This window comes from Acinetobacter lwoffii (genome assembly GCF_024129115.1).
GTDB classification, from domain to species: Bacteria; Pseudomonadota; Gammaproteobacteria; order Pseudomonadales; family Moraxellaceae; genus Acinetobacter; species Acinetobacter lwoffii_T.
In genome coordinates, this window is the sequence record NZ_JAMXXO010000001.1 from 95705 (window position 1) to 110482 (window position 14778).

The following is a 14778-nucleotide window of genomic DNA, read 5'->3' on the forward strand; positions in this document are numbered from 1 at the left end:
GGATAAATCAGGATGTTATTAGAATTTACCAAGATGCATGGTCTGGGCAATGACTTTATGGTGGTTGACCTGATCAGCCAGCGTGCTTATTTAGACACTTTGACCATTCAGCGTTTGGCCAACCGTAACTTCGGCATTGGTTTTGATCAACTCTTGGTGGTTGAGCCACCCGATGTGCCAAGTGCAGACTTTAAATACCGGATTTTTAATGCCGATGGTTCGGAAGTGGAGCAATGTGGCAATGGCGTGCGCTGTTTTGCCAAATTTGTACATGATCGTCAGCTCACCACCAAAACCAAAATCAAGGTGCAAACCAAATCTGGTATTGTAGAGCCGGAATTGGGTGCGAATGGTTGGGTACGGGTCAATATGGGTTATCCAAAATTTTTGCCTCAGGAAATTCCATTTGTAGCTGATGCGCCGGAGAGCCTGTATGACATCGATCTTGCTGGCGGTGAAAAGCTGACCATTGATGTGGTCAATATGGGGAATCCACATGCGGTGACAATCGTACCGGATGTGATTGCTGCCGATGTCGCACGTATTGGTCCACAAGTTGAATCACATGCGCGCTTCCCGGCACGAGTCAATGCTGGCTTTATGCAGATTATTGATGAAAAACATGCACGTTTACGTGTGTACGAGCGTGGTGTAGGCGAGACCTTAGCTTGTGGTACAGGTGCCTGTGCTGCCGCAATTTCAGGTATGCGTCGTGGTCTGCTGTCGAGTAAAGTCGAAGTTGAACTGGCAGGCGGCAAGCTGCAAATTGAATGGAAAGAAGGTGATGTGGTCTGGATGACCGGACCAACGGCGACCGTATATGAAGGACGTCTGGATTTACGTTATTTCCAGGGTTAAGCTTGGTTCCGCTTGAGAAAAAAGCACTGTCTGATCGATGGTGCTTTTTTTATGCTAGGATGGGAAAAACCGTAGAATTTGAATGAGATGAATACGCTTGTTTTCCTGCCGGGTGCTTCAGGAAGCCAGCACTTTTGGCAGCCATTAAGGGCAGCATTAACCAAATATCCAGATCAGCAAGTCATTGCCTATCCGGGCTTTGATGGCGTAGCACCAAATTTGGCCATTCAAAACCTGTATGATCTGCAAGAATTCGTGAAAGAAAAAATTGAGGATGATTCCATTCTGATTGCCCAGTCTATGGGCGGTGTCTTGGCCGTTGGGTTGGCACTTAAGCATCCACAGAAAGTCAAAGGGCTGGTATTGTTGGCGACATCTGGTGGTCTGAATTTAAAAACTTTTCATTGTGCAGACTGGCGAACAGATTATCGTGAACTGTTTAAAACAGCGCCGGACTGGTTTGAACAAGACCAAACTGAATTTAGCCGCGTTCAGCTCGCAAGTCTGGACGTTCCGATCTTGCTGATCTGGGGCGATCATGATCCTTTAAGTACTGTTCAGCTTGGACAATACTTGGCAGGAATTTTTAAAAATGCAAAATTGCATATTATCCAAGGTGGAGATCATTTCTTTGCCAATACGCATGCAGATCAGGTTGCAATGCTGATTCAAGATTATTTGGAGCAACTCTAAATGGAGCAAGCAGTGATTGTCCCACCTCAACTCTTGCTCAATATGTGGCTGAAAGAACGTGAAATCCAAAACCAGTCCAAACATACCTTGCAAGCCTATGAACGTGATGTCTCGGATTTTTTAGAGTTTTGCCAGCGTGAGCAGCTCAATTTAAACGATGTGGAAGCCACCGATTTACGCCAGTTTCTGGCTGAAAAAGTTGAACAGCATCAGCTCAGTCCTAGCAGCCTGCAACGTATGCTTTCGGCTATTCGCCAGTTTATGAAATGGGCCGAGCAGGCTCAGCATATGGCTTTTAATCCGGCGGATGATTTTCAGTTAAAACGTCAATCGCGTCCTTTGCCGGGCATGGTGGATATTGAAACAGTCAACCAGATTATTGATCAGCCTGCGCCCGAAAATGAAATACAGCAGCAAATGTGGCTCCGGGACAAAGCGATTTTGGAATTGCTTTATTCGAGTGGGTTGCGTCTGGCAGAACTGCAAAGCCTGAGAATTAAAGATATTGATTTCAACCGGCAGTTATTACGCATTACTGGTAAAGGCAATAAAACCCGGATTGTGCCTTTTGGCTCCAAGGCCAAAGACAGCGTGATGGCCTGGTTGCAAGTCTATCCCTTATGGAATGGTGATTTTGTGCCGGAGGCGAATGTATTTATTACCCAGAAAGGCAATCCGCTCGGTGCAAGACAAATTGAAAATCGGGTCAAGTTTCAGGCACAGCGCGCAGGCGTCAATGTCGATCTGCATCCACATTTATTAAGACATTGTTTTGCCAGTCATATGTTGTCGAATAGCCGGGACTTACGAGCCGTGCAGGAAATGCTAGGTCACAGCAATTTAACCACCACGCAAATTTACACCCATGTCGATTTTGATCATCTGGCCCAGATTTATGATCAGGCCCATCCACGTGCACAACATAAAGAAGAATGATCATGTGCGAAGTGTTATAGAATAAAAATCATGAAAATTGTATTTTTGGCACAAAACTTTCATATATAAACCTTAAAATGGAATTGAACTGAACATTGGCGTTCGGGTAAGCATTTCACTATTGTCTTATTCGTTAAATGCGCCATTTCAGGTATAACAATAACTAGTATTTAATATTTAAAATGAAATATTGCTGAGTAGAGTCTCAGCATTTGACCGATGGGAGGTGACATGGACACACTGGTAATTGCAGATATAGAGCAAAAATATGCACAGTTAAGTGAAGCTCAAAAAGAAATGTTTGCAGGTTATGGTTTGCGACAAATCAAGCATTTTGTGGACATTAGCTTACCCAATCTTGAAGCGACCTTACCTGAAGGCGCCATCATTCAAGGGATTAATGCCGATGGAAAAGTTCAGGCCTTTAATGCGGCGACTAGCCAATACTATTTATGGATTTCTGATTTGCAATGGCAATTGTCGAATCGTGCGACCCAGGCAGTCGATTTAAAAGAAGATGCGATTGCAATTTGGCAAATTTTTGAATTGGCAGACTATGAGCTGGTAGATTTAAGCCATGTACATCGTGATTTTTTAGCACAAGAAACTGAGTAAATTCTGAAGCATCCACATAACATAAAAATAAGATTCAGTCCTGTGATTTGGCTTTGCTCAAGAGGAAAAGGTTGTCTTCTATAGGCAACCTTTTCTTATAGTAGAACTTTCAATCTATGCGCTTGCAGCACATGTTATGGTTTAAGCAAGCTACGATTATGCAAATCTTAAATTAAGAACATAGCTTCGTTATCTAAAATCAGTTTGCCTATAAATCTTCTAAAGGCAGCTGGAAACTCTGTTTAATAATCTGACTCGGTAAATCTGTTTTTACACTGGTAATACCATTTTTTTTGGTCAGATGGGTCGACTGGAATTTCCGGTAACTTTCCAGATCAGGCACCACGACTTTCAACATGGCATCGCTCTCTCCCAAAATAATGTAGCACTCCATCACTTGCGGCAATTCTTTCATCGCCTCAATAAAGGTATCAATGGTTTCGGCATCCTGACCGACCAGCCAGATGCGCGAAAATAAAATCAGCTGAAAACCAATTTTTTGTTGGTCGACAATAGTCGTGTAATTCTGAATGACGCCTGCATCTTCCAGTAATTTTACCCGGCGTAAACAGGACGAAGGTGAAAGTCCGATTTCACGCGCCAGATCATTATTCTGAATACGGCCATTGGCTTGTAAATGTCGAATGATATTTTTATCAATTCGATCAAGTTTTACCCGCACAGACTTGGTGGATATTTTCATAAATTAGAATAATATTCGAAAAATAATACTTATTATAAAATAAATTGAAAGCCAATTTTGTAAAAAATCGCAGATACTTATTTCACTTTCTGGAGTTTGAAAGGAAAAGGAAATGTCTGTATTTGTACTCTTTGCACTGACCGTGCTTCCCCTGATTTTTACGCCTGGACCCGATATGTTATTTATCCTGTCTCAAGTGATGGGTAAAGATGCAAAAGCAGGCATGATGGCAACCTTAGGGGTGTGTTGCGGTTATCTGGTGCATTCGATCCTTGTGGCACTAGGGATTGCGGCTATTATTGTCTCTTTTCCGGTGCTGTTTGAAACGATTCGCTGGCTCGGGATTGCTTATCTGCTGTATTTGGCATTTAGTTTACTTAAATCGGTATTCAGTAAAAACGCGCTGAACATTGAGAAAAAGACCTCAGCCAATCCGATTAAAAAAGGTTTTTTTACTGCGCTGTTAAATCCGAAAGGCATGTTGATTTATTTTGCGATTTTGCCGCAGTTTATTGATAAATCAGCCAATACTGTCAGCCAAGGTTTGATCCTGTCCTTTATTTTTATCAGTCTGATTTTTGTAGTGTATTGTAGCTTAAGTATTTTGTTCAGCAAAATCAGCCAAAAAACCCAAATGGATGAACGTAAACAAAAATGGGTAGATGGAACTTCTGGTGGTTTACTGGCACTTGCCGCAAGCTGGTTAATCATTAATTAATCGGATTGCAAAGAAGCATACTGTTCGCAGTATGCTTTTTTTATAATTGTGAAGATTTGAAATTAAATATTCACTTTGTCGGCGTAGAATTCAATGCGCTGGTTTATTATTTGGTCAATTTGTCTTTATATTAGGTTTAATTCGCTCTCAAAAAGAGTTCTGTCTAAAATGACAAAAGCTGACATACGTATATTCCGGCTGTTTTGCTTCAAGCTGCTTTAAATCAGTTTAAATTAAATGTCATCAATCAAAACTTCTGATGTGATTAATCAGATAAAAAAATAATATAAATCAATGATTAAATTTTAAGTAAATATTGATACATTTCATTGTAATAAAACGATAACAATTAATTGTGAACGCATCGTTCAGGGAAAATTACGCATTTTTACAGCTCTTTGTTGAATTGTGACTTGACCGAAATGCCGTACACATTGCAAGATAGGGCACCTAAAAAAATTTAAGTGAAGAGTTACACTAACTTTTCTCAACATTTACATTTGCTAAAACAGCCGAGGATTACATGAAGGCTCTTGTTGCTGTAAAACGTGTGGTTGATGCCAACGTTAAAGTTCGTGTTAAACCGGACAACAGTGGTGTTGACTTAACTAACGTTAAAATGTCAATTAATCCATTCTGTGAAATCGCAGTGGAAGAAGCGGTTCGTTTAAAAGAAAAAGGAACTGTTTCAGAAATCATTGTTGTTTCTATTGGTCCTAAAGAAGCCCAAGAACAAATCCGTTCTGCAATGGCGCTTGGTGCTGACCGCGGTATTCTGGTTGAAGCTGATGACAGCCAACTGGGTGCGCTGGAAATCGCTAAAATCCTGAAAGGCGTTGTTGACGCTGAACAACCACAATTGATTCTTCTAGGCAAGCAAGCCATTGATGATGATTCGAATCAGGTTGGTCAGATGCTGGGCGCTTTAATGGGTGCAGGCCAAGGTACCTTCGCTTCTGAGGTGAAAGTAGATGGCGATAAAGTACAAGTAACACGTGAAGTAGACGGTGGTTTACAAACTGTTGAGCTGACACTTCCAGCAATCATTACCACTGACTTGCGTTTGAACGAGCCACGTTATGCGGCACTTCCAAACATCATGAAAGCGCGTAAAAAACCGCTGGATACCAAGTCACCTGCAGATTTCGGTGTAAACCCTGCAACTAAACTGAAAACAGTGAAAGTTGAATCACCTGCAGAGCGTAAAGCTGGCGTACAAGTGAAGTCTGTAGACGAACTTGTAGAAAAATTGAAAAACGAAGCGAAAGTGATCTAATACAGAAGGATAAAAATCATGAGTATTTTAGTTATCGCTGAGCACGACAACAAAGCATTAAACGCTGCTACTTTAAACGTTGTTGCCGCAGCGCAAAAAATCGGTGGTGATATCACTGTATTGGTTGCTGGTTCTGGCGCTCAGGCAGTTGCTGACCAGGCGGCTAAAGTTGCGGGCGTAAGCAAAGTATTACTTGCTGATGACGCTGCTTATGCAAACCAATTGGCTGAAAACGTGGCAAAACTTGTTGCTGAATTAGGTAAAGGCTATACACATATCCTTGCTGCTTCTACAACAACTGGTAAAAACATTTTGCCACGTGCAGCTGCGCTTCTTGACGTAAGCATGATCACTGACATCATCGCGGTAGATAGTCCTAAGACTTTCAAACGTCCAATCTATGCAGGTAACGCAATTGCGACTGTAGAATCAGGCGAAAACATCGTATTGGCGACTGTTCGTGGTACGGCATTTGATGCTGTAGCTGCTGAGGGCGGTTCTGCTGCTGTTGAAGCTGCTGCGTCTACGGGTGATGCGGGTATTTCTAAGTTTATCAACGAAGAAATCGTAAAATCTGAACGTCCTGAACTGACAGCTGCGCGTATTGTGGTTTCTGGTGGTCGTGGTGTAGGTTCTGGTGAGAACTATCACAAGATCCTTGATCCATTGGCCGATAAGCTTGGTGCTGCTCAAGGTGCATCACGTGCTGCGGTAGATGCTGGCTTCGTACCAAACGATATGCAAGTGGGTCAAACTGGTAAAATCGTTGCACCTGACCTGTACATCGCTGTAGGTATCTCTGGTGCGATTCAGCATTTGGCTGGTATGAAAGAATCTAAAGTGATCGTTGCGATCAACAAAGATGAAGAAGCGCCAATCAATGCAGTCGCTGACTACTGGTTAGTCGGTGACCTGAACACTGTTATTCCTGAATTGGTTTCTAAAATCTAATTCTTGAATCGGATTCAAAAAACGCTCTTGTGCAGGCAGTGAAAGCAATACTTTCCTGTTTTGTCCAAGGGCGTTTTTTTATGCAAAAATTTTAAAAATACTCGGCAGTCGAAACTAGAGTATTTCATTTGCATGAAAAGTGATAAAATTCCGGTTTGGTTTTTCTCCTGTTTTTAATCATGTCCTTTTCCAAAGCCGCCCATATCCTGTTCATTAGTTTTCTGCTGATTGCGCTTTATCTGGGTATTTGCATTCATACTGCCCTGAATGCACCGCCTGCGGTGACTCAGTATTTATTTAGTGAATCAGGCGCTTTTGAAGTCATGAGTCCATGGTTATGGTACTTGCTGGCAGTGCTGTGTTTGCTCAATGTTGAAATCAAACCTAATACCCGAGTGTTTACGGCTATAGCAGCGACATTGTTGGGATTGCGGGAAATGGATTTTCATAAGCAGGTGTTTGAAATGAGTTTTATCAAAACGAATTTCTATCGCAGTGCTGAAATTCCGCTCATGGATAAGCTGCTCGGATTTATTTTATTGCTCGGCATTATTTTTGTCTTTCTGGTACTGGCGAAAAAGCTGGTTCAAACCATACGAAGCATGAAGAATTCTTTGAATATTGCACATTTTTTTATCTTTCTCACCATTGCCTGTGGCGGACTGAGCAAAGTGCTCGATCGCACGACTTCAACCCTGAAAGAAGAATTCGGCATCCAGTTGGTGCCACATACTCAAATCATGATTATGACCATTGAGGAAGGGGTAGAAATGTTATTGCCAGTTTTATTGATTGTGGCCGTGCTGAGCTATCGTAAAGTACTGAACCAGGCACAATAAAAATATAGAAAAAACGATGAAGATGCGCCAGTTGATTGGCGCATTTTGTTTTTGTAGTACTGTATTTCTCAAAATTTGAGGTATTGAAAAATCCTGTCTGGATGCGCTAATTTTCGGTTTTCAAATAACAAGAAAATGATCACTAAAATGAAGATAATTAACAAGGTTAAGCTGAATATTTCGACACAAAAATACAAGTGTTTATGCTATAATTTAGGGCTGTATTTTAGTTTTTAACTCAGTCGTTTGAGTTAATGATTTTGCTAGTTTTACGACATATAAATACAAGCCAAAATTGGCTTGTAGAATAAGGAGTATGCATGAGCGTATCGGAAATTAGACCGATTGCCATTGAGGATGAACTTAAAAGCTCATATCTCGATTATGCGATGAGCGTGATTGTGTCACGTGCATTGCCCGATGTACGAGATGGTTTAAAACCTGTTCATCGTCGTGTGCTTTTCGCAATGCACGAATTAGGCAATGACTATAACAAAGCTTATAAAAAGTCTGCACGTGTAGTCGGTGACGTCATCGGTAAATATCACCCGCATGGTGATTTTGCCGTATACGAAACCATTGTACGTATGGCGCAAGATTTCAGCTTGCGTTACCAATTGGTTGATGGTCAAGGTAACTTCGGTTCGGTCGATGGCGATAGCGCAGCAGCCATGCGTTATACCGAAGTGCGTATGCGTAAACTGACCCACGAACTGTTAGCGGATCTTGAAAAAGATACCGTCGAGTGGGAAGACAACTACGATGGCTCTGAGCGTATTCCTCAAGTCATGCCAACCCGTGTTCCGAACTTGTTGATTAATGGTGTCACTGGTATTGCAGTCGGTATGGCGACCAATATGGCGCCGCATAACATGACTGAAGTTGTGAATGCGTGTCTGGCCTATGCCAATGATCCTCAAATCAGCATTGAAGGATTGATGGAACATATTTCTGGTCCGGATTTCCCGACAGGCGGTATCATTTACGGTAAATCAGGCATCGTCGATGCATATCGTACCGGTAAGGGCCGTTTGCATATTCGTGGTAAGTACCATTTCGAAGAAGATCCGAAAAATGGCCGTACCACGATTGTCTTCACTGAAATTCCATATCAGGTCAATAAAGCAAAAACCATTGAGCGTATTGCTGAACTGGTCAAAGAGAAAAAACTGGAAGGCATTTCAGAGCTTCGTGACGAGTCTGACAAAGACGGTATGCGTATCGCGATTGACCTGAAGCGCGGTGAAAACGCTGAAGTGATCGTGAACAACCTGTTCCAGAACACGCAACTTGAAAACTCTTTCAGCATCAACATGGTTTGTCTGGACAATGGCCAACCAAAATTGATGAACCTGAAAGACATCATTGCGGCATTTATCCGTCACCGTCAGGAAGTGGTCACGCGTCGTACCATGTTCGAATTACGCAAAGCGCGTGAACGTGGGCATATCTTGGAAGGTTTAACCGTTGCCCTGGCGAATATTGATGCCATCATCGAAACCATTAAGAGTTCTGCGAATCCGGCTGAAGCGCGGGAGCGTTTGCAGGCAGGTGAATGGGCAGGTGGCGGTGTTTTGGCATTGCTAGAAAAAGCCGGTTCAGTTTCTGTTCGTCCGGATGAGATTGAAGGTGAAGACCCAAGTCGCCCGTTTGGTTTGGATGGCGAGATTTATCGTCTGTCTCCAACCCAGGTGAATGCAATTATGGAACTTCGCTTGCATCGTTTAACTGGTCTGGAACAAGACAAGTTACATGCTGAATATAGTGAAATCCTGTCACAAATTGCTGAACTGACTGCAATTTTGAATGACTTTAATCTGTTGATGAATGTCATTCGTGAAGAGCTGGCCTTGATTCTTCAGCAGTATGGCGATGCGCGTAAAACGTCGATTGTCGAGTCACGTATCGATTTCTCTCGTGAAGATCTGATTCCTGAAGAGCAAATGGTTCTGACGGTATCGAAATCAGGTTATGCGAAAACTCAACCATTGTCTGATTACGCTGCACAGCGTCGTGGTGGCCGTGGTAAGTCTGCGACCAGCATGAAAGAAGATGATTACATTCAACATCTGATTGTGACGTCAAGTCATGCGACGGTACTTTGCTTTACCAACGTTGGTAAGGTCTACCGTCTGAAAGTCTATGAAGTGCCGCAAGCCTCACGTGGTGCCAAAGGTCGCCCAATGGTGAACTTGCTGCCACTGGATGAAAACGAGACCATTACCGCAATCTTGCCTGTGATTGATGCGCCGAAGAAATTCAAAGAACGTCTGGCTGACTTCAAGGCATTTGTAAAAGCCAATGCAGCGCAGTTGCAAGCCAATGAAGTGATCAATGCTCATTTTGCCGAGCTTGAAGCAGCGCTGACAGAATCTGAAGATGGTGCAGATGATATTTCTGATGCATTGCGTATTCAATTGAAACAGTTGGGCTTGGAGCTTTCTGCAACAGATCTTGATGATGACATCATCAATGACTTTGCTCAGCAGGCTGAAGCGGTACGTAAAAACTTCTATGTGTTTATGGCGACTGAATACGGTACGATTAAACGTGTAGAGCTTGAACAGTTCTCGAATGTTCGTTCAAACGGTTTACGTGCGATTGAGCTGAATGGCGATGATACCCTCATCGGTGTAGCGATTACTGACGGTGAACAGCAAATCATGTTGTTCTCGAATGAAGGTAAAGCTATTCGCTTCGCAGAGACTGATGTGCGTTCAATGGGCCGTTCTGCCAAAGGTGTACGTGGTATGCGCGTGACCATTGGTGCAGCTGCACAGCTAGAAGAAAATGACGAAACTGAGATCGAGTCTGATGACGAAGATGGTTCAGATTCAGCATTGATTAGCCGAATCGTGTCATTGGTGGTAGTTCCTGAAACTGGTGAAGTACTGTGTGCATCTGAAAATGGTTATGGTAAACGTACTCCAGTAGACGACTTCCCGACCAAGAAACGTGGCGGTAAGGGTGTGATTGCGATCAAGACCTCTGAACGTAATGGTCAATTGGTGGGCGCTGTTGCCATCGATGCTTCTAAAGAACTGATGCTGATTTCTGATGGCGGTACGCTGGTTCGTACTCGTGCATCTGAAGTGGCGCAAACTGGTCGTAACGCACAGGGTGTTCGTCTGATCCGTTTAGGTAATGAGGAATTGCTGGTCGGTGTGGTTTCAATCGAAGCGGTTGAAGAAGATGAGTTTGTTGAAGCGATTGAAGGTGCAGAATCTTTAGTAGCAGAAACAGATGTAGCAGCTGAAACTGAGCAAGTTGCAAAAGACGGTGAAAATTCAGTAGAAGAATAAGTTTTTTACTGATAAAAAGGGCGCTTCGGCGTCCTTTTTTATAAACCTTGACTCCATAAGGGTAAGCGATGAAAACCAAATTAATGTTGTTGGCAGCAGCGGTTGCATTGACTGGCTGTAATTCAATGGACAATATTCCGAATCCGAGTCCTGAACAGGAAAAGGCGGCACAGCTAGCCTATGAGGATTTGCGTGACGGGAAATATGAGGAATTTCTGGATCAGTTAGAGCCGCAGTTGCAAACCCAGTTTAAGGATAATGAAAAGCTGATGAAACGCTTTTCACGTTCAATTCCTCAAGGTGAATACAAGTCTAAGACTTTAATGACCAAAGAGATTGAAGAAGCAACCAATCAGCCGGGACAATATAAGGTCAGCTATGAAATTGCCTATCGGGAGAATCTGGTTCAGTATGATGTGAGTTTTGACAAGCCGAATGGTAGTAACAAGATTCGTAATTTCAATATTCAGGTCTTTGGTGAATCGAGTAAATAAGTGGAATAGGAGCATTGCTATAATGCTCTATCTGCTTTGATGCTTGGGAATTAAACGTCGATAAGCCAGGAAAAAGCACAAGCTGCCAATCATTCCAAGATAGAGCAATTTAGGCAAGACCAGTGCGGTAGGTACACCCATCTGATTGAGTTGAATAAACATCTGCACAATTTGCGTGGAAGGCAGGATTTCACCAAGGACTTGCATCCAGATAGGCATGGCAGCATGCGGCCAGGCCGCACCAGATAAAAAGAACAGTGGAATGGAAGTGAATACAATCATATGACCCGCACGTTCTGGCAGATCCAGAAAACTGGCAAATAGGCAGGTCATGCCAATTATTGTGTAGATAAAAACCGGAACAGCCAGCAGCATCCCGAGCAGGTTGCCACCGCGCGGATAATCAAATAGCCAGAAGCTAAAGCCGAATAAATAGAAACATCCCAGACAGCCAATAGTAAAGACCGCTAAACACATCCCAATCAATGCATTTGCGTTTAATTCTACTTTTCTTTCCCGATATACCAAAATCAGCATACTCAAACCCAAAAGAATGGTTTGGTGAATAATTAAAGGTGCAACCGCAGGAAAGACATAGCTGCCATAGCCGGATAGCGGATTAAATAAAGGAATTTGATGCACAGAAAGGGCAGGTGAAAAATCCGAGACCTTGCCAAAGCGTTCAGTATAATCTGCCAAAGTTTGCTCAACTGATGTAGCTAAGCCCAGACCAATTTGTTTGGTCACTAAAAAGTTGGCCGTGCTTAAATACAGTCCAATTCCGCCTGTTTCACCATGCCTTAAGCTTTGCGATAAATTGTCCGGCAGCAGTAAAATGCCATCGGCTTTTTGTGACTCCACCCATTGTTTGGCTTCGGCGAAATTGCCGGTAATTGCCTGAATTTCGACATTGGGGCTTTGTGCCACCTGACCAATAATACGGGTGGTTAAGTTACTTTGTTCTTCATCGACAATAATAATCGGTAAGGCTTCAGCCTGCTGTGCCTGATAAGCGGTTGGATAAAAAAAGCTGTAAAACAAGACGGATAGAATCAGCGTGGTAAAGATCGTGCCGTGACTGACGATATCTTTAAAGCTTTGTAGATAGTAAAACCAAAGGGATTTCATGGTGTTGCTCCTTTGGCGATTTTTTTAAGAAACAGATAAGCCAGCAGAGCGTAGACTAGGGCATAGATCAGCAGCATTAATCCAGCTTGCAGTGAAATATGCAATGGACTACCAATCACCCATTGTTCAGTTTGTAATTTGGCATAGGGCGTGAACGGAATAATATTGGACCAAAACTGGGTGAATAGGGGCGCATTATTTAAAGGTAAAGTCACACCGGCAAAACTTAAAGATGAACCGCCATAGACCGCAATGATGCCAAAAGATTTACTTAAATCTTTGGTCGCCAGAACCACTGCACTGCTTAAAAATGCATAGGCGCTATATAGCAGAAATTGTGCCGATAGAATCAGGCTGAGCGAACCGGCAACAAACCAGCCGCGAATTTCAATCAGCCAGAACATCCAGATCCAGGTCCATAGACTAAAAATAGCCACATAGACCAGGTTCTTAGACAGCAATGCCATCCAGATGGATGAGTTGCTAATCCAGCTTGTTAAGGTCTGCCGCTTTAGTTCCTGACCGACGGAAAATGCCACACAACAACACAGTAGTAAATGCAGAATTGCCGGAATGACATAGGGTTCCAGATAGAATTCATAATTCAGCTGCGGATTATACAGTGGCGATATTTTGATATGCGGTGACGGTGCTTCGAGAGAAGGCAGCCGGTTGCCCAGATATTGCTGTCCGCCAAATTCAGCCAGTGCTTGTAGGGTACTGACCAGCATGGCAGAGGAGATGGTATTTCCGATACTGAAATAACTCTGGTTAAAGGCAATACTGATGTCAGCATCCTGGGCACGAACCAGACGTTGCTCGGCACCGCTTGGAATATGGATATAACCCCAAATTTTATTTTGATTTAACAGGCGCTCAATTTCAGCTGTTTGTTCCGACACCGTAGCAATTTTAAGAGTATGATTCAGCGCCACATGTTGATAAATGCTTTGACTCAGCGCACTCTGGTCTTGATCAATAATCGCAATCGGTAAATGATCCGGTTTCCCTTGAGCAAACATGCTGCTGAATAAAATAATCACCAGTGCAGGTGCGAGCGTGACCAGACACAGATCCCATTTTTCGTTGAGCAGATAGCGCAGTTCGCGCCATATACCCGTCCACATTATCGGGTCTCTTTCAGTTTAAATAACACGCTCATCCCGACTTTGAGTTCAGGAATCGCTGGTGCGGGCACAAGATGCAGCTTAAAACTTCGTACATCATAACCGCCGGTTTGGCGTGTAGTTTTAATGGTGGCAAATTCACCCTCGGCACTGATCTGCTTGATTTTAAAAGTGGCGGTTTTATCTAGGGCAGGAATATAACCTTCAATGCTGCTCATTTTCTGAAATGGGGCATATTGGTCTTCACGAATATTCAGGCTTACCCACATTTGATCTTCAATCAGGCTGACCACAGGGACTGCGGTGGCTACCAGCTCCGAGACTTTTCCATAGGTTTTAGACACCGTTCCGTTTACAGGTGCAACTAATTGGGTTTCTGCCTCTAAAGCATTGGCTTCATCCAGCGCAGCCTGGGCAATATCTACCTGTGCATCGGCAGAACTCTTTTGCTGCGAGGTGCTGCCACGTTTGGCACGTGCGTATTGCTGATACGCCGCTTCAGTCATTTGCGCCGCTGATTGACTGGCTGCAAATAATTCATCACGGCGCTGGCGTGAGATCACACCTTCCTTAAATAAATTTGCACCACGCTCATAAGAAACTTTGGCTAAATTTTGCTGTGCTTTCAGCGATTGCCAGTTGGCATACAGGCTCGCGATATTTTCTTCTTGCGAGCCACGTTCAGCAGTCGATTGTAAGGCCAGCGCAGATTGTAAAGCCGCTGCGGCTTGCTGTTTTTTGGCCTGAATTTCCGGGCTGTTTAAGCGCACCAGTACATCGCCTTTTTTGACCCGCTGACCTTCTTCTACATAAATTTCTTCAATGCGGCTCGGCACTTTGGTCGCCACCTGGACCGTTTCAGCTTCTACACGACCCTGCAATTCCAGCGGAGCCGGTTGGTAGCTTTTCCATAATCCAAATGCGATGACTGCCAGCAGAACTGGAATCAGGGCGAGCAATAAATATTTTTTCTTTTTAGCGATTTCAGCGGGTTGTTCATGCTCTGTCGAAGTCGCTGCGTTATTTTCTATTCCAGTTTTTGTTTCTACCTGTTGTGCAGGCGATTTTTCTGTATCGCTGGATGAAGCCGCTTCATTCACAGGATCATTGGTTTTTTGATCTTCGTTCATGTTCGGCT

Annotated in this window: 14 protein-coding genes; 10 read left to right on the plus strand and 4 right to left on the minus strand. The window is 43.4% G+C overall.

Annotated features, from left to right (window positions below):
• Positions 1 to 12: 12 nt before the first annotated feature.
• From dapF to NI470_RS00470, 4 genes are all read left to right on the plus strand, one after another.
• Complete coding sequence (gene dapF, locus NI470_RS00455) at positions 13 to 858, plus strand: diaminopimelate epimerase (RefSeq protein ID WP_004645716.1); 846 nt, start codon at positions 13 to 15, stop codon at positions 856 to 858.
• Positions 859 to 945: 87 nt separating this feature from the next.
• Complete coding sequence (locus tag NI470_RS00460; RefSeq protein ID WP_148334285.1) at positions 946 to 1551, plus strand: alpha/beta fold hydrolase; 606 nt, start codon at positions 946 to 948, stop codon at positions 1549 to 1551.
• A complete protein-coding gene (gene xerA / locus NI470_RS00465; protein WP_153567002.1) occupies positions 1552 to 2487 on the plus strand; it encodes a site-specific tyrosine recombinase/integron integrase in 936 nt (311 codons plus the stop codon). It begins immediately after the preceding gene.
• A 231-nt stretch (positions 2488 to 2718) separates the two neighbouring features.
• Positions 2719 to 3102, plus strand: a complete 384-nt coding sequence (locus NI470_RS00470; RefSeq protein WP_153567001.1) for a hypothetical protein — start codon at positions 2719 to 2721, stop codon at positions 3100 to 3102.
• 208 nt (positions 3103 to 3310) lie between these two features.
• Here the strand turns inward: NI470_RS00470 and NI470_RS00475 are convergent, their stop codons facing one another.
• Complete coding sequence (locus tag NI470_RS00475; protein WP_004645712.1) at positions 3311 to 3805, minus strand: Lrp/AsnC family transcriptional regulator; 495 nt, start codon at positions 3803 to 3805, stop codon at positions 3311 to 3313.
• 112 nt (positions 3806 to 3917) lie between these two features.
• Between NI470_RS00475 and NI470_RS00480 the strand changes: the two genes are divergently transcribed.
• The 6 genes from NI470_RS00480 to NI470_RS00505 all read left to right on the plus strand — a co-directional run bounded on the left by NI470_RS00480 (position 3918) and on the right by NI470_RS00505 (position 11385).
• Positions 3918 to 4523: a LysE family translocator gene (locus tag NI470_RS00480; RefSeq protein ID WP_085064932.1), complete on the plus strand. Its 606-nt coding sequence runs from the start codon at positions 3918 to 3920 to the stop codon at positions 4521 to 4523.
• A gap of 523 nt (positions 4524 to 5046) precedes the next feature.
• Positions 5047 to 5799 (plus strand): electron transfer flavoprotein subunit beta/FixA family protein, encoded by a 753-nt coding sequence (locus tag NI470_RS00485; RefSeq protein ID WP_004731799.1) that lies wholly within the window; start codon positions 5047 to 5049, stop codon positions 5797 to 5799.
• Between the two features lie 18 nt (positions 5800 to 5817).
• Positions 5818 to 6750, plus strand: a complete 933-nt coding sequence (locus NI470_RS00490) for an FAD-binding protein (protein ID WP_005247651.1) — start codon at positions 5818 to 5820, stop codon at positions 6748 to 6750.
• Between the two features lie 179 nt (positions 6751 to 6929).
• Complete coding sequence (locus NI470_RS00495; protein ID WP_121980037.1) at positions 6930 to 7589, plus strand: hypothetical protein; 660 nt, start codon at positions 6930 to 6932, stop codon at positions 7587 to 7589.
• Between the two features lie 320 nt (positions 7590 to 7909).
• Entirely contained in the window at positions 7910 to 10891 is a 2982-nt protein-coding gene (gyrA, locus tag NI470_RS00500; RefSeq protein WP_253147608.1) for a DNA gyrase subunit A, read from the plus strand.
• A gap of 68 nt (positions 10892 to 10959) precedes the next feature.
• Positions 10960 to 11385 carry a DUF3887 domain-containing protein gene (locus tag NI470_RS00505; protein ID WP_153566998.1) on the plus strand — a complete coding sequence of 142 codons (426 nt, stop codon included), beginning with the start codon at positions 10960 to 10962 and terminating at the stop codon, positions 11383 to 11385.
• A 27-nt stretch (positions 11386 to 11412) separates the two neighbouring features.
• Here the strand turns inward: NI470_RS00505 and NI470_RS00510 are convergent, their stop codons facing one another.
• The 3 genes from NI470_RS00510 to NI470_RS00520 are packed head-to-tail and all read right to left on the minus strand — an operon-like array spanning position 11413 to position 14770.
• Positions 11413 to 12513: an ABC transporter permease gene (locus NI470_RS00510; RefSeq protein ID WP_253147607.1), complete on the minus strand. Its 1101-nt coding sequence runs from the start codon at positions 12511 to 12513 to the stop codon at positions 11413 to 11415.
• Positions 12510 to 13640: an ABC transporter permease gene (locus NI470_RS00515; protein ID WP_005265828.1), complete on the minus strand. Its 1131-nt coding sequence runs from the start codon at positions 13638 to 13640 to the stop codon at positions 12510 to 12512. The genes NI470_RS00510 and NI470_RS00515 overlap by 4 nt, the downstream gene beginning before the upstream one ends.
• Positions 13640 to 14770 carry an HlyD family secretion protein gene (locus NI470_RS00520; RefSeq protein ID WP_017397921.1) on the minus strand — a complete coding sequence of 377 codons (1131 nt, stop codon included), beginning with the start codon at positions 14768 to 14770 and terminating at the stop codon, positions 13640 to 13642. The genes NI470_RS00515 and NI470_RS00520 overlap by 1 nt, the downstream gene beginning before the upstream one ends.
• Positions 14771 to 14778 lie beyond the last annotated feature (8 nt).